The sequence below is a fragment of the Pedobacter sp. T50_32 genome, from assembly GCF_057652195.1.
On the sequence record NZ_JBYFBY010000008.1, the window covers coordinates 124,706 to 146,451 of the forward strand.

At 37.1% G+C, this 21,746-nt stretch carries 23 protein-coding genes; 16 read left to right on the top strand and 7 right to left on the bottom strand.

Features of this window, described 5'->3' with window-relative positions; all coding sequences use genetic code 11:
• Window positions 1-53 precede the first annotated feature (53 nt).
• A complete protein-coding gene (locus tag AC23ME_RS19305) occupies window positions 54-263 on the bottom strand; it encodes a heavy-metal-associated domain-containing protein (protein ID WP_487729384.1) in 210 nt (69 codons plus the stop codon).
• A 108-nt stretch (window positions 264-371) separates the two neighbouring features.
• Window positions 372-2,792 carry a heavy metal translocating P-type ATPase gene (locus AC23ME_RS19310; protein WP_487729385.1) on the bottom strand — a complete coding sequence of 807 codons (2,421 nt, stop codon included), beginning with the start codon at window positions 2,790-2,792 and terminating at the stop codon, window positions 372-374.
• A 233-nt stretch (window positions 2,793-3,025) separates the two neighbouring features.
• Here AC23ME_RS19310 and AC23ME_RS19315 point away from each other — a divergent pair, with 233 nt between their 5' ends.
• The 4 genes from AC23ME_RS19315 (at window position 3,026) to AC23ME_RS19330 (ending at window position 5,734) form a co-directional block, all read left to right on the top strand.
• A complete protein-coding gene (locus AC23ME_RS19315; RefSeq protein WP_487729386.1) occupies window positions 3,026-3,136 on the top strand; it encodes a phenylalanyl-tRNA synthetase subunit alpha in 111 nt (36 codons plus the stop codon).
• Between the two features lie 160 nt (window positions 3,137-3,296).
• Entirely contained in the window at window positions 3,297-4,727 is a 1,431-nt protein-coding gene (gene rlmD, locus AC23ME_RS19320) for a 23S rRNA (uracil(1939)-C(5))-methyltransferase RlmD (RefSeq protein WP_487729387.1), read from the top strand.
• 44 nt (window positions 4,728-4,771) lie between these two features.
• A complete protein-coding gene (locus tag AC23ME_RS19325) occupies window positions 4,772-5,320 on the top strand; it encodes a hypothetical protein (protein WP_487729388.1) in 549 nt (182 codons plus the stop codon).
• A 3-nt stretch (window positions 5,321-5,323) separates the two neighbouring features.
• A complete protein-coding gene (locus tag AC23ME_RS19330; protein ID WP_487729389.1) occupies window positions 5,324-5,734 on the top strand; it encodes a hypothetical protein in 411 nt (136 codons plus the stop codon).
• 81 nt (window positions 5,735-5,815) lie between these two features.
• Here AC23ME_RS19330 and AC23ME_RS19335 read toward each other — a convergent pair whose 3' ends face one another.
• Window positions 5,816-6,526 (bottom strand): head GIN domain-containing protein, encoded by a 711-nt coding sequence (locus AC23ME_RS19335; protein WP_487729390.1) that lies wholly within the window; start codon window positions 6,524-6,526, stop codon window positions 5,816-5,818.
• Between the two features lie 129 nt (window positions 6,527-6,655).
• Between AC23ME_RS19335 and AC23ME_RS19340 the strand changes: the two genes are divergently transcribed.
• Window positions 6,656-7,165 carry a phosphoribosyltransferase family protein gene (locus tag AC23ME_RS19340; protein ID WP_487729391.1) on the top strand — a complete coding sequence of 170 codons (510 nt, stop codon included), beginning with the start codon at window positions 6,656-6,658 and terminating at the stop codon, window positions 7,163-7,165.
• 36 nt (window positions 7,166-7,201) lie between these two features.
• On the opposite strand, the gene AC23ME_RS19345 is transcribed toward AC23ME_RS19340, so the two are convergent.
• Window positions 7,202-8,179: a Fic family protein gene (locus AC23ME_RS19345; protein WP_487729392.1), complete on the bottom strand. Its 978-nt coding sequence runs from the start codon at window positions 8,177-8,179 to the stop codon at window positions 7,202-7,204.
• A gap of 76 nt (window positions 8,180-8,255) precedes the next feature.
• Between AC23ME_RS19345 and AC23ME_RS19350 the strand changes: the two genes are divergently transcribed.
• From AC23ME_RS19350 to AC23ME_RS19360, 3 genes are all read left to right on the top strand, one after another.
• Window positions 8,256-9,104, top strand: a complete 849-nt coding sequence (locus AC23ME_RS19350) for a 4-hydroxy-3-methylbut-2-enyl diphosphate reductase (protein ID WP_487729393.1) — start codon at window positions 8,256-8,258, stop codon at window positions 9,102-9,104.
• A 125-nt stretch (window positions 9,105-9,229) separates the two neighbouring features.
• Entirely contained in the window at window positions 9,230-10,240 is a 1,011-nt protein-coding gene (hemH, locus tag AC23ME_RS19355; protein WP_487729394.1) for a ferrochelatase, read from the top strand.
• A 2-nt stretch (window positions 10,241-10,242) separates the two neighbouring features.
• Complete coding sequence (locus AC23ME_RS19360) at window positions 10,243-10,851, top strand: HAD family hydrolase (protein ID WP_487729395.1); 609 nt, start codon at window positions 10,243-10,245, stop codon at window positions 10,849-10,851.
• A 10-nt stretch (window positions 10,852-10,861) separates the two neighbouring features.
• Here AC23ME_RS19360 and AC23ME_RS19365 read toward each other — a convergent pair whose 3' ends face one another.
• Window positions 10,862-11,851, bottom strand: coding sequence for a glycosyltransferase family 92 protein (locus tag AC23ME_RS19365; RefSeq protein ID WP_487729396.1), 990 nt, complete (start codon window positions 11,849-11,851; stop codon window positions 10,862-10,864).
• 247 nt (window positions 11,852-12,098) lie between these two features.
• Here AC23ME_RS19365 and AC23ME_RS19370 point away from each other — a divergent pair, with 247 nt between their 5' ends.
• The 3 genes from AC23ME_RS19370 to AC23ME_RS19380 are packed head-to-tail and all read left to right on the top strand — an operon-like array spanning window position 12,099 to window position 14,694.
• Window positions 12,099-13,091, top strand: a complete 993-nt coding sequence (locus AC23ME_RS19370; RefSeq protein WP_487729397.1) for a stealth family protein — start codon at window positions 12,099-12,101, stop codon at window positions 13,089-13,091.
• A gap of 14 nt (window positions 13,092-13,105) precedes the next feature.
• Window positions 13,106-13,900 (top strand): glycosyltransferase family 2 protein, encoded by a 795-nt coding sequence (locus AC23ME_RS19375; RefSeq protein ID WP_487729398.1) that lies wholly within the window; start codon window positions 13,106-13,108, stop codon window positions 13,898-13,900.
• Window positions 13,891-14,694, top strand: a complete 804-nt coding sequence (locus tag AC23ME_RS19380) for a glycosyltransferase family 2 protein (RefSeq protein WP_487729399.1) — start codon at window positions 13,891-13,893, stop codon at window positions 14,692-14,694. The genes AC23ME_RS19375 and AC23ME_RS19380 overlap by 10 nt, the downstream gene beginning before the upstream one ends.
• On the opposite strand, the gene AC23ME_RS19385 is transcribed toward AC23ME_RS19380, so the two are convergent.
• Both AC23ME_RS19385 and AC23ME_RS19390 read right to left on the bottom strand, forming a co-directional pair.
• A complete protein-coding gene (locus AC23ME_RS19385) occupies window positions 14,684-15,619 on the bottom strand; it encodes a glycosyltransferase family 32 protein (RefSeq protein ID WP_487729400.1) in 936 nt (311 codons plus the stop codon). The two genes, AC23ME_RS19380 and AC23ME_RS19385, sit on opposite strands and share 11 nt — an antisense overlap.
• Before the next feature lie 26 nt (window positions 15,620-15,645).
• Window positions 15,646-16,674, bottom strand: a complete 1,029-nt coding sequence (locus AC23ME_RS19390; protein ID WP_487729401.1) for a WaaS/CpsH family glycosyltransferase — start codon at window positions 16,672-16,674, stop codon at window positions 15,646-15,648.
• A gap of 160 nt (window positions 16,675-16,834) precedes the next feature.
• Between AC23ME_RS19390 and AC23ME_RS19395 the strand changes: the two genes are divergently transcribed.
• From AC23ME_RS19395 to AC23ME_RS19415, 5 genes are all read left to right on the top strand, one after another.
• Window positions 16,835-17,773 (top strand): capsular polysaccharide synthesis protein, encoded by a 939-nt coding sequence (locus tag AC23ME_RS19395; RefSeq protein ID WP_487729402.1) that lies wholly within the window; start codon window positions 16,835-16,837, stop codon window positions 17,771-17,773.
• 82 nt (window positions 17,774-17,855) lie between these two features.
• Window positions 17,856-19,166: a UDP-glucose dehydrogenase family protein gene (locus tag AC23ME_RS19400; RefSeq protein ID WP_487729403.1), complete on the top strand. Its 1,311-nt coding sequence runs from the start codon at window positions 17,856-17,858 to the stop codon at window positions 19,164-19,166.
• A complete protein-coding gene (locus tag AC23ME_RS19405; RefSeq protein WP_487729404.1) occupies window positions 19,167-20,156 on the top strand; it encodes a UDP-glucuronic acid decarboxylase family protein in 990 nt (329 codons plus the stop codon).
• A 1-nt stretch (window position 20,157) separates the two neighbouring features.
• Window positions 20,158-21,174 (top strand): UDP-glucose 4-epimerase GalE, encoded by a 1,017-nt coding sequence (gene galE / locus AC23ME_RS19410; RefSeq protein WP_487729405.1) that lies wholly within the window; start codon window positions 20,158-20,160, stop codon window positions 21,172-21,174.
• Window positions 21,175-21,741: a hypothetical protein gene (locus AC23ME_RS19415; protein WP_487729406.1), complete on the top strand. Its 567-nt coding sequence runs from the start codon at window positions 21,175-21,177 to the stop codon at window positions 21,739-21,741.
• Window positions 21,742-21,746: the final 5 nt, after the last annotated feature.

Consider the following 21,746-nt stretch of genomic DNA (forward strand, 5'->3'; position numbering starts at 1 on the left):
GAATCTCTATATTCGTTAGATTCTTCGCTATGCTCAGAATGACAAAGATGTTCCTAAATTCTCTCAGCTTTGTAGCCAATTTTCGATAAAGATTTTACTAAATCCGCTTCGTCAATATTTTCTCCTTCTACAGTTAACACCTTATCGGGATTTTCTGTATCTACCGACCAACTATTTACGTTTTCTTGCTCGTTAAGTACTGGCGTAACTTTGGCAACACATGCGCCACAGTTTATTGTTGTTTTAAATCTTAATGTATCCATTTTAAATAATTATTGAATTTTGATCCGATAGTTATCGGATGAGTAAATATTTTCTAGCAATTAGCCTATAATCAATTAACCGATTTATACAATTAACCACTTAACCTTTTAAGCCTTCCATTTCAATCTCAAGCTATTGCTCACTACGCTTACTGAGCTTAATGCCATTGCTGCGCCTGCCCACATTGGGTCTAGTAGAAATCCGTTGATTGGGTAAAGTAGCCCGGCTGCAATTGGGATGCCGATAACGTTATAGATAAACGCCCAAAATAAGTTTTGTTTAATGGCTTGTACAGTGTTTTTTGACAAATGTATAGCCTCTTGAATTTTAGCTAAATCGGATGAAATGATGGTCATCTTAGCCACATCCATTGCGATATCACTTCCTTTTCCCATTGCAATACTTACGTCAGCTTGCGCAAGTGCTGTACTGTCATTAATGCCATCGCCCACCATTGCCACCACCTTACCTTTTTCTTGCAATTGTTTAACGAAAGCCGCTTTGTCAGCAGGTAATACATTTGCGCTGTAGCTGTCAATTTCAAGTTGATCGGCAACGGCTTTGGCAGTTTGTTCATTGTCGCCAGTAAGCATATAAACTGTGATGCCATCTTTTTGAAGTTGTTGTACAGCTTGCTTTGATGTGGGTTTAATTTGATCGGCAATCGCAATAGCTGCTAAAATTCTTTTTTCGTTGCAGAAAAGAACCACCGTTTCTGCTGCTGCTAGTTGTTGGTCAACCCAGTTTTTAGCTGCTGCCGAAATTTCAATGTTTCGTTCTTTGGCCAACAGTTCGTTTCCAATAATGTAAGTGTGTTGCTCAAACTTGCCTTCAATGCCTTGCCCGCTGATGTTTTCTATAGTGATACCATTTAGAAATTGTGAACTATCTTTTAAGTGTGCCGTAATCGCATCTGCCAAAGGATGCTCCGAAGATTTTTCGATGCTGTAAAGGATGTTTTGATTTTGCTCGTTAGATTCTTCGAACCATTCAATAGCAGTCACTTTCGGCTTGCCTTCGGTAATCGTTCCCGTTTTGTCTAGAATAATTGCGTTTACTTTCTTTGCTAGCTCTAAACTTTCAGCATCCTTAATTAAAATACCTTTTTCGGCACCTTTGCCTACGCCAACCATAATTGCAGTAGGCGTTGCTAAGCCTAAAGCACAAGGGCAGGCAATTACCAATACCGTTACAAAAGCTACAATGCCTTGGCTTAAGCCATTTTCTCCACCTAAAACTACCCAAAGTATCAAGCTTAAAATCGCAATACCCATTACCACAGGGACAAAAACAGCCGCAATTTTGTCCACTAATTTCTGCACGGGAGCTTTACTGCCTTGCGCATCTTCCACCATTTTAATAATATGTGCTAGAATAGTGTCGCTGCCTACTTTTTCCGCTTTAAGCTGGAAACTTCCTTTTTGATTAATGGTTCCCGCAAATACTTTAGCACCTTCAGTTTTCGAAACAGGAATTGGCTCGCCGCTAATCATACTTTCGTCGATGTAAGAGCTGCCGCTAGTTACCGATCCGTCGACAGCAACGCGTTCGCCAGGTTTTACTAAAACGATATCGCCAACCTTAACCGAACTAATGGCAGCCTGCATTTGGTGGCCATTTTCATACACAATGGTAACGTGCTTTGGTTGTAGGCCAATCAATTTTTTAATGGCTGAAGAAGTGTTTCCTTTTGCTTTTTCTTCCAAAAGCTTTCCTAAAAGGATAAACGCGATGACAATTCCAGCAGCCTCAAAATACACATGAGAATGAATGCCCATTCGATGCATAAAGTCTGGAAAGAGCGTGATGAATACACTGTAGACGTAAGCTGTCCCCGTACTAATTGCAACCAAGGTGTCCATATTCGCAGAGCGATGTTTGGCCTGTTTCCAAGCACCTATAAAAAACTGCCTGCCATAAACGAAAACCATAGGCGTAGATAAAACCCACATGATGTAATTTCCGTAGGGCATATCCATGAAGAACATCCCGATTATAAAAAGCGGAACTGCTAAGGCTAGGGCGCCAATAGCTCGTTTTCTTAATGCTTGGTATTGATTTGCTTTAATGTCAGCTAATGATTGCTTGGCTTCGTTGCTGTCGTTAATCAACAAATCGTAACCGGCCGCTTGTACAGCTTCTTTCAATTGCTGTGCCGTAACCAGACTTGGAATGTACTCTACTTTCGCTGAAGTATTGGCATAATTTACTTCAGCTTTTACTACACCAACCTGATTATTCAATGTAGCTTCTGTGTTTGCCGCACAAGAAGCACAAGACATATTGGTTACTGGAAATGTTTGCTTAACAGTAGTAACGTTGTAACCTAAATCTCTAATCTGCTTCACGGCCGCTTGTACTGCTTCTTCCGGATATTTTTTTGCTGTAACAATGGCTCTTTGGTTATTCAATTCCACTTTGTGAGAACTGATTTCCTTGATTTCTGCCAAACCTTCGTCAACGATAAGCGCACAATGTTCGCTATCTACATTTTCTAAAGGAATATATATTGGATTTTCAGCTTTCATGGTTGTTATTTGATAACACAAAATTAGCGCTAGATGTTACTAGATTTGTTATATCATTCCTCAGAACATTTACATGTTTTTAGCCACAGATGCACAGATAATTTTTTATAGAAGTATAAAATTCAAGAAAATCTGTGCATCTGTGGCTAAAATATAATTAACATAAAAGTAACATTATACCGATTTGGTTTTTGGTTCAAATTCATTAAATTTGTAATAATAGCATTATAATTATGAGTCAAGAAGTGTTAGAAATTTCTGTAAGGATAGATGAACAGTTTGACGTAAATTTTAATCTTGCTGATGGTGTTTTGGGATTAATTCTAAGCATTTTTGAAGGTTAATTTATATAGCTGATTTCCCGTTTAAGTTTCAGGTTTCTTGCCTGCCTGTTACTCCTTTGCCTAAACTTTTCATTTTGCTCATAGCTATTTACTCATTTAATCATCCGATAGCTATCGGATCAAAACTCAATCATTAAATAAACGTCGTATATTTGCGGCAATGAGTAGAAGAAGAAAAAATACTGAGCCCATTAGAATTTCTGGCTTGAGTATTATCGACATAGCCGAAGAGGGCAAAGGAGTAGGCAAAGCCGATGAATTAGTGATTTTCGTTGATAAAGCCGTTCCTGGTGATGTAGTTGATGTGCGTTTAGTAAAGAAAAAGAAAAACTTTGCAGAAGCGGTGATAGAAACTTTGCATACACCATCCGCTTTGCGACAAGATGCTTTTTGTAGTCATTTTGGTACTTGCGGAGGTTGCAAGTGGCAGCACATGAAGTACAGCGCACAATTAACTTACAAGCAAAAAAGTGTTGAGTCTGCTTTGCAACGTTTAGGCAAAGTAGATGTGAGCAATATAGAGCCGATTTTAGGTTCAGATCAAAATAGATACTACCGTAATAAGTTAGAATATACTTTTTCGAATAAGCGTTGGTTAGATGCTGCGGATATGGCTGAAGAAGCTGAAGGCAGAGAAATGAATGCTTTGGGCTTTCACGTACCTGGCAGATTTGACAAAATTTTAGGAGTGGCGCATTGTTATTTGCAGGCCGATCCAAGTAATCAAATACGTTTAAAGGTTAGAGATTACGCATTGCAGCACAATCTTAGTTTTTATGATTTGCGTAACCACGAAGGTGAAATGCGTAACCTGATCATCCGTACTTCGAGTACTGGAGAAATTATGGTGGGCGTTGTTTTTGCTTATGCGCAACAAGAGCAGATAGATGGCTTAATGGAGTTCTTGAAAACTACTTTCCCTGAAATCACTTCGTTGCAGTATATCGTAAACCACAAAAAGAACGATACCATTTTTGACCAAGAGGTGATTACCTATGCTGGTCGTGATCATATTTTTGAGGAAATGCCTTTGGGTAATGGCAAAACGGTGAAGTATAAAATCGGCATCAAGTCGTTTTATCAAACTAATTCTGAGCAGGCTTACGAGTTATATCGCATCACCAAAGAGTTTGCTGATTTAAAAGGAGATGAATTGGTGTACGATCTATATACTGGAGCCGGTACTATTGCCAATTTCGTGGCTCATAGTGCCAAACAGGTTGTTGGAGTAGAGTATGTGCCATCTGCTATTGAAGATGCGAAATTCAATTCAAAGTTAAACGGAATTGATAACACTATTTTTTATGCTGGTGATATGAAAGATATCCTGACCAGAGAATTTATTGCCGAGCACGGGAAACCAGATGTGGTAATTACCGACCCGCCAAGAGCTGGAATGCACCAAGACGTAGTAGATAGATTGCTTGAAATGGAAGCGGAGAAAATTGTTTACGTAAGTTGTAATGCAGCTACGCAGGCAAGAGATTTAGCTTTGTTAACAGATAAATATGAAGTTGCTCGCATTAAGCCAGTAGACATGTTCCCGCATACACAGCACGTAGAAAATGTGGTTTTGCTAAAACTTAAATAATTTGACGCTGTTAGAAATTGAATATCAATAGCTTTAATATGCAGATGAAGAAATATTGTTTTTTACTGTTATTGGCAAGCGTCATCTTCGCCTGTAGAAACAAGCAAACGAAAGAAGTAGAGGTAAACACTAAAACTTTTATGGTTGATGCTGATACAACCGTGGTGGACACGATATTGCTTAGTAAGAAAGATACTGCGTTTGTGATTAAGCCAAAAGTAGTTGAAGATCCCACGGTTCAGCAGAAAAAAGTATTCGAAATCAATATTCTATTTAGCAATAAAAAATGGCCTACACTAAACTTTAAGCAGGCTATTGGTGCAGATTTGTTTCTATTGGAGGATTTAAATAGTGATAGTAAGCCAGAATTGTTGCTTCGGCCCGAATGGTTTAGCAGTTGCTGGGCAAGTATTAACCTTTTTAGCATTAAAGAAAATGCTTGGCAGTTGGTTAAAAATGGAAGTATGTATTTCTGCGCTGATGAATATCCGTTGTCTAAGCGTGTAGAAAAAAAAGACGATAGATTTTATCTGCTCACAGATAGTTTATCAGACGATAAGTTTGTAATTAATAAGAAAGAAATTAAGTTTTAAGATATGGAATCGGAAGAGTTGTTGGGCGGAGTAAATCCTAACGGAGGCGAGCAAAAGGAAGAAAAAAAGAAAAGTCCCTTACTTAGTTTAGAGAAAGATTTAGAATTCTATGCCGAGTCGATTAAAGAAGTTGCTGTAGAGATTATGGTAGAAGGAATTTCTGCCACGCCAATTTTTATAGCACACCAACATGAGGTGAAGTTGGGAGAAATGATTTTAAACAGAGAAGAACTAAACACGAACTGGACAATTCAAGCCTCTACGTTAGAAGAATTTATAGAGAAAGGCATTATCAAGCCAGAAAAAAGGGAACATTTCTTAAAGAACTATAAAAAGCCTGAAGAGTTTATGTGCGTTTTTGTAATTGTTCCTGAGGGGGCAAACTTCATTTATTATCCTTACTCTAAAAAGTAAAAACGTAATAGTTTAAAATGAAAAGCCAATATCGCATCCACGGTATTGGCTTTAACTATTAACTAAACTAAATTCTACGTATTAATTTACATGGGTAATATCAGCACTTTTTGAATTGGAAACTTTCTTCAATGCTGCATTTCCTTTGTAATGTATGTCGCTCCCGCCTGTTGCACTTGCTGTCAATCCTTTGTTTACATAAACATTCGCATCAGAACCACCGCTGGTGTTAACCTGTGCGTAATTTACCTTAAATTCGAAAGCATCTACGTCGCTACCACCACTGGTGTTTAAAACCATGTTTTCGGCCGAACCTCTTAAGTTCACGTCGCTACCACCGCTAGAAGAAATTGTAATGTCTTTACAAACAATGTTTAAGTCCAAATCTGCACCTCCAGAAGATCTAATACTCATTTTATCAGTATTGATGGTATTCTTAGTTTCTACATCACTTCCGCCAGAAGCAGAAATCCCGTTTAATTTTTTAACCGTAACATGAACATGTATTTCGGTGTTTCTAAATATGCGACTCCAATTAACTCCATCTTTATATTTAATGGTAAGGTTGTTGCCTTGTTGCTCAACTACTACATCTTTAATTACATCTTCTCTTCCTTGGATAGTTACACTTTCGGCATTTCCTTGAGTTAAGAACAAGTCTATACCACTACTAACGGCAATATTTGTAAAGTTTTTGGCGCTTACAGTTCTAGAGCTTTGCGCTGCCACGTTTAAAGTGATTAGGCAAGCTACCACTATACCGCTGATTTGTAGAAGGAATGAATTTCTCATGATATTTCGAATATTGGTTTAATCATTAGACGCTTGCCACTAGCAAAACGTTGCATCGTCAACTAAAAAAAAATCGATGTTTGATTTTGAGGCTTAAAGTCGTTCTTTTGTATAATAAATCTCAGAAAGATGCCGCAAAATCAAGTACTTATTTTAAACAAGAAACAGATCCAGCAAAAGATAAACAGAATTGCCTATCAAATACTGGAAGATAATATCGATGAGAAAGAGATTGTAATTGCTGGTATTTGGGATAGAGGCTACAAATTAGCTGTGCGTTTAGAAAAAACATTACAGGAAATTTCGGGGCTTAAAATTACAATGCTGCGTGTAGATATTGAAAAGCAAAGCAGCAAACTTGTAGCTAAAACCGACTTGCCAGAAAACAACTGGAAAAATAAGGTAATCATCTTAGTAGATGATGTTTTAAATAGTGGTAAGACACTTGCTTATGGCTTAGGTGTTTTCTTAAATACGCCTCATAAGAAAATTAGAACAGTTGTTTTGGTAGATAGAAGTCATAAAATTTTCCCAATCGCTACAGATTTTGTTGGCCTAGAGTTAGCCACAGTCCTTAAAGAGCACGTAGATGTGATAATGGATGTAGAAGGAGAGGAAGACCGAGTTTATTTGAGCTAGTAAAAAAGTCATACAGAAAAGGTAGGTTTGTTAAGTCTACCTTTTTCTTTTCCTGTTAACAACGTATTCTTCTACTGCCTCTTTGGTAGTAAGCCAGTTTTTGCCTTCTTTGTAAGCATCAATTTTGCCCTGCCTAGCTAACAAACTAATGTATTCTTGCCCATAGGGGAAATCTGGCTCTGCAACTATACTAGATATTGGCTCGTAATCATCGTAACTATTGCCCGGCATTGCATTAATATACATGTTTAACGAACGTTCGGTAGCCTGTAACATCAATAAACAAAGCTTTTGGTAATTGCCATTGTTAGCTTGGTTAAGTGCATCGTAGTATTTCTTCCTATCATTTTTAAGGATAATCGCTGGCGGAAAACCTTTTCGCATTAACAATAAATTCATTGCCAAACGAACCGTACGACCATTGCCATCAAAAAATGGGTGTATCCAAACGAGCTTATGATGAAATAACGTAGCCAATACCAAATCATTTGCATTTATTGGGTTTTCATTAACAAAAGAAACAAGTTCATCTACAAGATCAGGCACTTTTTTAGCGCTTGGCGGCGTAAAGTTAGCACCAACAATACGAACACCACCGCTCCTTAACCTGCCAGCGTACTCATCTTCAATATTTTTTAAGATATAACTATGCAAATTTAAAATATCAATGCTTCTCAGAGTATAATCAGTATTTACCAAGCTGTACAAATAATCTATCGCTTTTTCATGGTTTACCACTTCGAAATGTTCTCTTAAAGATTTTCCTCCAACGGTAATGCCTTCTTCTAAAATAAGCTGTGTTTCTCTAAGGTTAAGTGTGTTTCCTTCAATACTATTAGAGTTATAAGTCCATTCTAAATTTAGCTGTTCCTTAATTTTATGCAATACAGAATTAGGCAAAGGTCTTGATTGGTCAATCTTTGCTTTTTTTTCGTACAGTCTGTCTATGTGCGACTGTAACTCTGCTAAGTCTTCTAAATTAAAATCCCACATCTTCTTTAATATCGTTATCAAATTTAATGATATTATCCGATATTAAAAATTTTTCTCAAATTAAACTCTTTCTGTGTACCTTTGTTGTGTATTCATCATGAGCTATAATTTAAAGGTTACTATAGATAAATCATCTGGTTTTTGTTTCGGGGTAGTTTACGCCATCGATATGGCCGAAGACATCTTAGATCAGGACGACTATTTGTATTGTCTTGGTGATATTGTGCATAACGATGAAGAAGTAGAACGCTTAAGAGTGAAAGGCCTAAGGATTATCGATCATGAAAAACTTAAGGAGCTGCACAATGAAAAGGTGCTAATAAGGGCACATGGCGAGGCGCCTTCTACTTACGAATTAGCAATGGCTAATAACTTAACGCTCATAGACGCTTCTTGTCCTGTAGTGTTGAAATTGCAAAATCGCATTAAAAATACTCATGACGATGGCGAACATATCCTAATTTTTGGTAAACATGGACACGCCGAAGTAATTGGCTTGCAGGGCCAAACTGATGGTAAAGCGACGGTTTTTATGGACATCACCGAGCTAGATAATGTAGAACTTCCCAATAAGTTCACGCTGTATAGCCAAACTACCAAAAGCGTAGATAAGTTCTATCAAATTAAAGAAGGATTAATTAATAGAGGTTATGAAGTAAAAGCAAACGACACCATTTGCAGGCAAGTATCTAACCGTTATGAAGATTTAGAGAAGTTTGTGAAAGATTTTGATAAAATTGTCTTTGTATCTGGAAAGAAATCGTCTAATGGTAAAGTGCTTTACGATGTATGTAAAAAATACAACGATAACTCTTACTTCATTTCTAACGTAGAAGAACTAGACCAAAACTGGTTTCATCCTAATGACAAAATCGGTATTTGCGGTGCAACATCTACACCTATGTGGTTAATGGAACAAGTGAAAACTCAATTAGAGAGTTTTTAATTGTTTTTTTAGTTGTGATTGAAAACTGCCAACTGAAAACCGATTAATGTCTCTTCTTTGTCTAAAATTCTAAAATCGTACCTCTAAAATCGTAAATCGAGTATATTTGCGGCAAACAAAATTTAATGGCTAAAAAAGGTATACTGCTAGTTAATCTGGGTACTCCAGATAGTCCCGAAGTTAAAGACGTAAGAAAATATCTAGATCAGTTTTTGATGGATGAACGTGTAATCGACATCCCGAAGCTAAACAGAACCTTATTGGTAAAAGGTGTTATCGTTCCATTCCGTAGTCCAAAAACCTCAAAGCTTTACAAAGAAATTTGGGATGAAAAAGGCTCGCCATTATTGTATTATAGCGAATTACAGGCGCAAATGCTACAAGACAAACTGGGCAAAGAATATCAGGTAGAATTAGCAATGCGTTACCAAAATCCGTCAGTAGAAAATGCCTTAGAAAAACTGAAAAAAGGATTGGTAAGCAGTATAAAAGTTATACCACTTTTTCCTCAATACGCATCTGCAAGTACTGGTTCGGTTTTGCAGTTGGTAATGGAATTAATTAGTAAATGGCCAACAATACCACCAGTGTCGTTCGTTAATTCTTTTCATGATAACGATTTGATGTTGGAGATTTTTGCAGATAATGCCAGAAAACACGGATTGGAAAATTTTGACCATGTGCTCTTCAGCTTCCACGGATTGCCGCAAAGACAGATGACAAAATCTGATCATACAGGAAAATACTGCCTAAAAGTAAAGAACTGCTGTGATAATTATAACGACGCTAACAAATTTTGCTACTCGGCACAATGCCATAATACCGCAAAACTACTGGCTGCAAAACTTGGCATTACCAGAGAAAATTACTCGGTTTGCTATCAATCTCGTTTAGGTAAAGAACCTTGGATACAACCATATACTACAGATACACTAAAAAAATTAGCTTCAGAAGGTAAAAAACGTTTACTGGTTTTTAGTCCAGCTTTTGTTGCCGACTGCCTTGAAACTTTGTACGAAATTACAGTAGAGTACCACGAAGAATTTAAAGAGCTAGGAGGGGAACACGTACAGTTGGTAGAAAGTTTAAATGACGACCCTAGATTTATAGATGCACTAGCCGAAATGTCTGTATAAACATGGAAAATCACTTAGAAAAATTAGAGCTTTTAACAAAAAGGACTGCCGGCGACTATGAGGCCTTTTTATACGATTGCGATGGCACACTAGCCGATAACATGATGGCGCACAAGCTAGCTTATGAAGAAGTTGCTGCCAATTACGGAGTTGGTTTAGATTTAAATATGATTGATGAATTTGCGGGTATGCCAACTGCAATTTTCGCAAAGGAGATCACTAAAAGATACGGCGTTCCACTACCTGATACGTTCGCTAGTGAAAAATCTCAAATCTTCATCGATAAGTATATTGAGAAAACGCAACCTATAGCTTACGTTGCTGATCATTTAAAAAATCACGTTGGCAAGATTAAAATAGCAGTTGTTTCTGGCGGAAGTAGAAAAACCGTAACTAAAACTTTAACTGTTTTAGGTTTAATAGATTTAATTGATGTAATGGTTTGTGCTGGCGAAACCCCGAAAGGAAAACCTGCTCCAGATCCTTTTTTAGCTGCCGCTGCAGCTTTAGGCGTGAACCCGGCAAAGTGCATCGTGTTTGAAGATGCAGATTTAGGTGTACAAGGCGCTATTGCTGCGGGTATGGATTGGGTGAGGATAGATAAGATTTAAGCCAGAAAAATTAGTCTTTATTAGTTTCGTCAATGTCATTAAGGTCGAGCCAGTTAAAATAACCCATATCGCGTTGTTCTAAAGCTCTAGCACGGCCACGTGCACGTTTTTGTAAGAATTCTTCATAAGATTTTACCGCATAATGGTTAATTCGAATAATGTCATGCTGTGGTTCTCTATCGCGAAAATGTTTCTCCACAATATTACCATGCGAATCAGCAGTTTTTCCACTCAATCTAGCCACTTCATGACACCCAATGAATGAAAATACTCTACGAGGGTTAATAATGCTTTTTACATGTCTATTTGCACCGTGATTTGCCAAGGAATGTTTTCTAAAACGTTCCATTACTCCGCCATTTTCTTTTGTTTTAGCACCACCACTTCCATAAACTAGCCAATTTATTTCTACTGCAGAGAAATTTTCAAATCGTTTTAGAAAGTCAGGGATTGACTTATCTCTTACTGGTTTAATAAATTCGTCAAGGTCAATTACCGAAATCCAATGAGCGTCTAATCGATGCTTTTCTAAACAATTGTCATATGCCGGGAGCTGTTGTTTCATTCCTGGCCAAAATGTATATTCAACAATGCCATTTTCTATATACGGCGTTAAAATTTCTTTAGTGTTGTCAGTGCTTTCATTGTCGTAGATATAGAATTTTTCTACTCCAACGCTGCGGTGCCATTCTATCCACTCTTTAAAATACGGTCCTTCGTTTTTTGCTATCGCACAAACCGCTAAGTAGTGCTGCGGAGCAACATCTTTATTGCGACGCATTTTGGTTTTTAGGCTCACAGCATTAATAGGACCATAGCGCAAAATTCCACGCCATCTATTCCTAGTCATTTTATGCGGAATAAGTCCTGCAACTACCTCGGCTAAACCTTTTTTGGTAACATCGGCTAAATTGATTTTTGTTAAAATCTGCTGCCACTTTTCCTTTTTGGCTTTATTGGGAATGAATGATGTTAGGAGGCTTACAATTGTCTTATTCATTTATTTGCACTTTCAGTTGTAGATGTTTACGCTAATTTTAATGATTATCATTTGCATACACTTCCTAGAACTCGTTACAAAGATAGGAAAACAGCTCAAGAATTTGTTCCATTTAGCTGATAGTAAGTAACAGTTTGCTGAGGTTACCTTCAATAAATTAATAGCGGAAGACGTGTTTACAAGCCATTATTAATGAATTTATCTATCTTTACACGCTATAAATTTGACTAATCAAGGCAAGGTATATATGGAAATAGATTTTGTAGTTACTTGGGTAGATATGAATGATCCAAAATGGCAACAGGATTTCGCTAAATATTCGGGTAAAATAGATAATACTAAGAATGAGGTCTCACAGGCCCGTTTCCGTGATCATGGTTTGCTTAAATATTGGTTTAGGGGAATTGAAAAGTTTGCGCCTTGGGTAAGAAACATCCATTTCGTAACTTGCGGTCAGCATCCCGAATGGATGAATGTCAACCATCCGAAGTTGCGTTTAGTAAACCATGAAGACTACATTCCAAAAGAGTATTTACCTGTTTTCAATTCTAGTCTAATTGAAATTTACCTTCATAAAATTCCAAATCTTTCCGAGCACTTTGTTTATTTTAACGATGACTTTTTCATTACTAATCACATTACGCCAGAACGATTTTTTAAAAATGGATTGCCAAATGATATTGCCGCTTTTAGGTTGAATTTTGGTTTGTCTTTGTGGAGTAAATGCTTGAAGAACAACATTCGCATTATCAACAAACATTTTGATAAAAAGGAAGTGTTGAAACGTGATAGAGATAAATGGTATGATGAAAGCTATGGCAGCAGGGGTAGGTTAACCAAACAGCTATCATTTTATGATAAGTTTATTACTTTGAGAACTCCGCATAATGCGCAGCCGTATCTGAAAGCTACATTTGAAGAAGTTTGGGAAAAGGAAGGTGAGGAACTAAGAAAGATGTCGCATAACAGATTTCGTAGCCCCAATGATTATACGCAAGAGCTTTTTAGAACTTGGCAAATTTGTAAGTCTAATTTCAACTCTTACAATACTTATCAAAATACTAAAATGTTTCCACTGTTGTTTAAAGCAGAAAAAGCGATGAAAGCCATAAGGGAGCAAAGTTATTCGTTAGTGTGTATTAACGATAACGAACATATGAGGAATTACGAGCAAACAATGTCGAAGGTAGAGCAGGCGTTTGATAGCATTTTGCCAGAAAAGTCTAATTTTGAGCTTTAAAAAACGTCTTTAAAATGAAAGAAGGGCCTTTGGTTTCTGTAATAATTCCAGTGTATAACGGTGAGCAATATGTAAAGCCTTGTCTGGATATGATGATGAAGCAGTCTTACAAAAATCTGGAAATAATTGTTGTTAACGATGGTTCTGCAGATAATTCTGCTGCCATGACACAAGGTTATCAGGTACAATTGATTAATCATGAACAAAACCACGGTTTATCCGCTGCACGAAATACCGGAATAGATGCTGCAAAAGGTGAGTTTATTCATTTTATGGATGTGGATGATGAAATCAATTTAGACTATTACAAAGCGTTGGTTGAAGCAATTTCCGAGACTGGATCGGACATCGCCTGCGGCGGAATGATAAACGAGAAGAAAAGTTATAAAACTTGGTTGTTTAAAAAGCGTGAGGTATTCACCTCTACTAATGATAAATTGAAAGCAACTTTTGTAGGTAAATGGGGTTACGTTTGGCGTTATTTGTTCAAATTGGATTTTCTAAAACAGCATAACCTTCGGTTTGAGGAAGGTCGTTTTATTGAGGATTTGATGTTTTCTTTACCTGCTGTTTTTTATGCTGAAAAAGTAGTGGTGGTTCCAGGTGCAGAATACTTGTATTACCAACGTGAGAACTCTATCATGACTAGAAAAGACGAAGCGCACCGTAAAAAACGTCGTGAAGATCATAATCATGCAAAAGCTTATCGAAAAGCATTTGCTGAAAAACATCATATTCAAATACCAGGTTTGGATACTGGTCGTACAGCCTATGTTTTACGGAAAATCGTAAAATTGATATGGAAGTAAGTGACGAACCTTTAGTATCAGTTATTGTTCCTGTATACAACGGGGAGCAATATGTGAAATCTTGTTTAGAGATGCTATTGGGCCAGTCTTACAAGAAACTCGAAATTATAGTAGTGGATGATGGGTCTAACGATCAATCAGGAGCTATTGCCGAAAAATATCCGATTAAACTTATCCATTTAGAGCAAAATAGAGGTCTTTCTGCAGCTCGAAATGTAGGCATTAGAGCGGCTACGGGAAAGTATATCCATTTTATGGATGTAGATGACACAATAAATACCGATTACTATAAGAATATGTCCGAGGCATTGGTGCTAACTGGTGCCGACCTAGCTTGCGGAGGTATGGTTAATCAAAAGTTTCGTCATAAAACTATTCGATTTAAACAACATAAAGTCTATTCTGATACAGAAGAAAAACTAAAGGTTACTTACGTTGGAAGGTGGGGTTATGTTTGGCGGTATCTGTTTCGTGTTGAATTTTTGCAAAAGCATAATTTGCATTTCGAAGAGGGGCGTTTTATAGAAGATTTAGTGTTTTCTTTACCAGCGGTTTACTTTGCAGAAAAAATGGTAGTAGTACCAAATGCTGATTACACTTATTACGAGCGTGAAAATTCCATTATGACTAAAGCTAATAGGGCGCATCGCGAAAAGGTACATCAAGATTGGCTCCATGCAAAGGCAAGTATGCTAGATTTTGCTCGTAAGCACAATTTCACCATACCGGGAGTAAATTCAGGTATGTTAGTTTATAAGTTGTGGAAAGTTAAAAATATTTGGACTAATCGTTAACATTTTGCATATATAGTAGCTCACCCAACCAAGAGTACTTTTTGTAAAACTTCCGTTCAATATAGTAATCTAAGCGTCGTCTGTCAAAACGGATCAATTTGATAAGATTTGGAAGAAGCTCGGCTTTTTTATTGAATAATAGCACGTCTGCCATAGCAACCTCATCCCACTTTTTCTTAAAGCCTAATCCATAACTAAAGGCATCGTCTTCTGCTCTGAGCAAACTAAGTCTATATTGTTGGCTTTTGCGCATTACAATTTGTCCCGCCATGTACGATGCATAATATGTAGCATCTAAAGGGAAATTGGTTAGTGGTAATATGTCGTTGTTCTCGTAGTACGTGTCTGAATTAGCACTTAGCATACAGTTCTGATATTCTTCCCGCCATGCCTTAATAAATGCTGATTGCGGCAATGCGGCAATAAACCAAGTTTCTACCATAGGAAATTTTTCATCGAGAGTATTCTCATCTGCATAATATAACACCGCTTCAGAACAGTCCTTTTGTTGAAGTTGTAAAGCCCAGTTAAGCGGTTTGGAAAGTAGTACAGTAGCATCAAGGTAGATTCCGCCGTGTTGTTCCAGGAGCATCAATCGAACCATGTCTGAGACGAAATTCGACGGTTTTTTTAATAGTTCTGTTGGAAAGTTGGGAAGGTATGCTGCAAGGGTAGGCCTATGAATAAAATGAACTTCATAGTCTGCATGTAGGTTTTTGATAATATCTAAACACAATTGAACAGTTGCCGAGTTTATGATCTCATCATTCCAATAAAGCCAAATGACTTTAGGTATGCGATCAATTACATTAGATTTTTCTCCAGATCCCCAAACAAAATTCTTTACCTTTCCATCAAAACGTGGAGTGCTTTGTCTTAAGAAGTCAAAGTAAAGCCTTAGTCGATGGTTAAGTTTAAATTTCATTATTTAAAATGTCTTTGATATCAGTTTTATAGCTGTTCAGGGAAGTTTATAGGTATGTAAGGTTTAACATCCATCACATATTTTAACCAGTTTGTAAAACTGTATTTCTCGTAAATCTCTTCTGGTAAATCTTTGTACGGCGTGGATATAAATTGTTCTAAGCCATTCAGGTTATTATCTTCTATAATAAAGATGTTCTCTGATCTATAAAAATCGTATTTTTTAATCAAGGCATTATTGGTAATAAGCTTTTTCTTGTAGCCCAAGGCCTCAAAAGGTCTCATCGAAAGTCCAGAATGTACATTATTTGCGAAATCGATAACTATTTTAGATTGAGAAACATTCTGCACATTTTCCGAAAAGGTGAGTTCATTACTCAATATATTTATCGGCTCATTTCTCACTTGACTAGCTTGCTCTTGGGAATAGACATATAGATTAATGGATGTTTTGAATCCTAAATCTTTTAGTTTCCTAGATATACTTAGTAGCAGTTCTATTCTATCTGCTTTATAATTTCCTACAAAATAAGCGTCATTTTTATTTTCTTTCGGATTAATGTCGTCGAAATAAAAATTTGTAAGAGGTAACAACTTTTCATTTTTCAAATCGTTAAAATCGAACACAAAAAATCTCTCGAAAAACTGTATCTTTTTGTAGGCCTCAGGATAAACATTCATGCCGTCCCACTGATAGGCAACTAACTTAGAAGAATGTCCTCTCACAGTTTCTATTAGCTTATCAGAAAAATTATCGGGACGGATGAAAAGCGTAAAATCAAATTGGTTGATATTTTGCTGTTTTAGTTTTTCTAATTGGTTAAAAAAATCTAATAATTGTTTTCTTTCTCTTTTGTAAGTTTTTATTCCAAAAACTATTTTTTTATAAAGATGAATCAGGTTGTTTTTTAAGCCGATTTTTAAATTTACATCACTTGAAATATTGAAAACGTCAAAGCCCAATGCCTCTAGGTTTTTTCTAAATCTATCAGGAAGTCCAATGTAGTCTGGAACCGCGACGAGAATAGTTTTGCCCTTAAATTCGTTTCTTAACATGAAGTAGTATCTCTCTTATTTCTGCTTTTTACAGCGATAAAACTACATAAATACCTACTGTTTCGGTACAAATAAAAGAAAATTATCTACGTTTGTGACAACATGACCGTCGTTTAGATGGTATGGCGCAGTTGGCGCAATGTTAGTAACAAAGGAAAACATGAGTAAACAGCAACGCTATTTCGATCTTAAATCAATACCTAATAAAGTTTGGGGGTTGGTTCGCAATCAAATAGTAGCCCGTAAGCATGGTCGGGTTGTTAAGTTTTGGCAACCCATTATATCTGATTACTTTGAAGGTAAAATAGAAAAGAATTCCTTAAAAGCTAAGCAACAAATTAGTGAAAAAGTCATTTGGCAATATTGGGGGCAATTAAACGACGGTTCTCCGCTACCAGCTGTTGTGCAGCGGTGCTTTGATTCTGTAGATAAATATAAAGGCGATTATCAGGTTATTCGCTTGAACGACGATAACATTAGAGAGTATCTAGATTTTCCTGACTTTGTTTGGGAAACAGAAAATAAAACCAAGTTTTCGAAAGTGTTTTTTTCAGATTTACTTAGGCTGTCACTGCTTCACGTTTATGGAGGTGTATGGCTAGATGCAACTATTTTGCTCACTGCTCCACTTTCGAAAGAATTTAGCAATCAAGACTATTTCGTTTTTCAGCGTAGTGATGACGAGCCGAATAAATCGTTCTGGGCTGGGCCTCATACCAGTTACTGGAGTTGGGATCCGAGATACAGAGTTAAAATGTTAAATAGTATCATTTTTGCAAAAAAGGGCAGTGTGGTAATCGCTACAATGGTCGATCTAATTCTGCATTATTGGAAAACACAAGATAAAATCATCAATTACTTCTTCTTTCAAATTCTATATGATGAATTGGTGAACGGTAAATTGAAAGGCTTAAAATGTTCGATTGTATCAGATACTTTGCCCCATGTTTTACGAGTATTGGTAGATGGCAACGATTACATGTCTTTAACAGCACTTTTGGAGATGGTTAATATGCACAAGCTTACTTATTTCGAAGACAAGCGTATTGCCGAATTAGATAAATTGTTAGCGCAAATAGACCTAACGGTTCAATATTAAATTTACAGAAGTAGGTTCTCAACAGCCACATCTTATTACTAAGTTTTAGTATATTCGCTGCTATTAAATCTAGAATTAATTTATGAAGATAGCAGTAATTGGTACTGGTTACGTAGGTTTGGTAACAGGTACTTGTTTAGCCGAAACAGGAAACAATGTAATTTGCGTAGATATTGTTGAAGAAAAAGTAAATAAAATGAAAGCAGGGCAATTGCCAATTTACGAGCCCGGCTTAGATGTACTTTTCCATCGCAATATTGCACAAGGTCGTTTGTCGTTTACAACTAATTTGGCAGAGGGCATAAAAGAAGCGCAAATTATTTTTATGGCATTACCTACTCCTCCAGGTGGTGACGGTGCTGCTGATCTATCTTATATTCTTGGAGCGGCAAAAGATATTTCAAAACTAATTACAGAATATAAAGTAATCGTAAATAAATCTACAGTTCCAGTTGGTACAGCCGATAAAGTTGCTGCCGTTTTTGCAGCGCATACCAGTATTGAGGTTGATGTTGTTTCCAATCCAGAGTTTTTACGCGAAGGTGTGGCGGTTGATGATTTCATGAAGCCAGACCGTGTAGTTATTGGCACAAGAAGCGAAAAAGCAAAGAAATTGATGGGTGAACTTTATGCGCCTTATGTGCGTCAGGGAAATCCAATCTACTATATGGACGAGCGTTCTTCGGAGCTCACAAAATATGCGGCCAATTCTTTCTTGGCTACCAAAATAACTTTCATGAACGAAATAGCCAACCTTTGTGAAATTGTTAGCGCTGATGTTGATGCAGTGCGTAAGGGGATTGGTTCTGATGACAGGATTGGCAAGAGATTTTTGTTTCCAGGCATTGGCTACGGCGGAAGCTGTTTCCCGAAAGATGTACAGGCACTAGAAAAAGCTGCGGTAGAGCATAAATACGATTTCAAGATTTTGAAAGCTGTAATGGATGTGAACGAAAAACAAAAAGTTGTTTTAACCGACAAAGTTTTGAAGTATTACAAAGATGACATTAAAGGCAAGAAATTTGCGCTTTGGGGTTTGGCCTTTAAACCAGAAACCGATGACATCAGAGAGGCGCCAGCATTGTACATCATTAAAGATTTGTTAGCTGCGGGGGCTCAGGTTACGGTGTTCGATCCAGAGGCGATGGAAAATGTTAAAGCATTGCTGGGAGATAAAATCAGCTATGCTAAAGACCAATATGAAGCTTTGGAAGGAGCAGATGCCTTGTTAATTGCAACAGAATGGCCGGTTTTCCGTAACCCTGATTTTGAGAAAATGGAAGAGGTGCTAAAAAACAAAGTTGTTTTTGATGGTCGTAATCTTTTCGATCTACAGAAAATGATTGACTTGGGTTATTATTACAACAGTATCGGTCGTAAAATTGTAAGCTAGATGGAACGTAAAAGAGTATTAATAACAGGTGCAGCCGGATTTTTAGGTTCGCACCTTTGCGATAGATTTATCAAGGAAGGATACCATGTTATTGGTATGGATAACCTGATTACAGGTGATTTGGCAAATATTGAACATCTTTTTAGGTTGGAGAACTTCGAGTTTTACAATCATGATGTTTCTAAGTTTGTTCACGTTCCAGGAAAATTGGATTATATCCTACACTTCGCTTCACCTGCAAGTCCAATTGATTATCTGAAAATTCCTATCCAAACCTTAAAAGTAGGTTCTTTGGGTACACATAATTTATTGGGCTTGGCAAAAGCTAAAGGAGCTAGAATGCTCATTGCGTCAACTTCCGAGGTATATGGCGATCCAAATATCAATCCACAGCCTGAAGAATATTGGGGCAATGTAAATCCAGTTGGGCCGCGTGGAGTTTATGATGAAGCAAAACGTTTTCAGGAAGCAATAACAATGGCTTATCATACTTTCCACGGAGTGGAAACCCGAATTGTGCGTATTTTCAATACTTACGGTCCGCGTATGCGACTAAATGATGGAAGAGTGTTGCCCGCATTTATTGGGCAGGCGTTAAGAGGCGAAGACCTAACTGTTTTTGGTGATGGCAGCCAAACGCGTTCGTTCTGCTATGTAGATGATTTGATTGAAGGTATTTATCGTTTGCTACACTCAGATTATGCTAGTCCAGTGAACATCGGTAATCCGGATGAAATTACGATTAAGCAGTTCTGTGAGGAGATCATCAAGTTGACGGGCACAGACCAAAAAATTGTGTACAAACCACTACCTCAAGATGATCCGAAGCAAAGAAGACCAGATATCACCAAAGCGAAAGAACTTTTGAGCTGGGAACCAAAAGTAAATAGAGCAGAGGGATTGAAGATCACCTACGAATATTTTAAGTCGCTATCGGCAGAAGCCTTAGCGAAAATAGACCATAAAGATTTTACTACCTACAATAAATAAAATGTCAAAAATTTTAGTTACAGGCGGAACCGGGTATATTGGTTCGCACACCGTTGTAGAATTGCATAACGCAGGCTACGAAGTGATTATTGTTGATAACCTTTCAAATTCCAACATCAAGGTTTTAGATCAACTGGAAAAAATTACTGGAAAGCGCTTTCAGTTTTTAGAACTTGATTTACAAGACACCAATGCTGTAGACAAATTTGCTGCGGATAACAAAGATATCACCGGTATTATTCATTTTGCAGCGTACAAAGCCGTAGGCGAATCGGTAGAACAACCGTTAAAATACTACAAAAATAACTTTTATACGCTCATTAACCTGTTGGCGGCCTATCCGAAAACCAACTTCGTGTTTTCTTCTTCTTGTACCGTTTATGGTCAGCCAGATCAATTGCCGGTAACGGAAGATAGCCCAGTGAAAAAAGCGGAATCTCCTTACGGCAACACTAAACAAATTGCTGAAGAAATTTTAGTGGAAACTGCTAAAGCTACTCCAGGTTTAAATGTGATCGCCTTGCGTTATTTTAATCCAGTAGGTGCGCACAAAACAGCTTTAATTGGCGAATTGCCAAATGGTGTTCCTCAAAATTTAGTGCCATTTATAACTCAATCGGCTATTGGTAAAAGAGGCGCAATTCAGGTTTTTGGTGATGATTACGATACAACAGATGGCTCTGCTATTCGAGATTATATACACGTAGTGGATTTGGCAAAGGCCCATGTTGCTGCGGTAAAGAGATTGGAAGATGGTAAGGTTGATGGTTATGATGTTTTCAACTTAGGAACTGGAAAAGGTTCTTCGGTTTTAGAAATTATCAATGCTTTTGAGCAGTCTACTGGTGAAAAATTAGATTACAAAATTGCACCAAGAAGAGAAGGTGATATCGAAAAAATTTATGGTGATGTTACAAAGTCTAAAAATGTATTGGGCTGGCAGACAGAACTAGATTTAAACGAGATGATGCGTTCTGCTTGGGAATGGGAAAAATATATCAAAGACAATCCTTTGTAGATGAAGTTAAGTGAGCACAAAGACCTGAAAAAGGAAATTTTGGCGCTGCCGATAAAAGAAAAGGATAAACTGCTTTTGCGCTTGGTAGCTAAAGATAAAGTGCTTACCGAACATTTACATTTCTTATTACTTGAAGATGAAAGCAACCTTAGAGATAGGGTTGCTTTTATTAAAAATGAGATAGAGACGGTTTTGGAAGATTTGCATGCCACTCCAAAAACCAGTGCGAAAGATACATTGTTGGTGCTTAGGAAGCTTACGAAGCAAATTAATCACTTTTATAAAGTGACAAAGGCAGATTTTGAAGAGATAGAATTAAAACTCTTGTTGTTCAATGCCTCACCTATGAAATTTAGATACAAAGTATATTCTCTTTCAAAAAATCACGAACAATTATTGGCAAATTATGTGGTTAAATCCATACAAATTGTGCTACGTAAATTTCAAAAACTTCATGAAGATTTACAGTTCGATTTAAAAGATCTAGTGAACGAATTGCTGAGTAAAGTTCATGAAAGTTATATCGGTAAAACTGCTGTAGATTTAGGTTTGGCGAAAAAATATTGATTGAT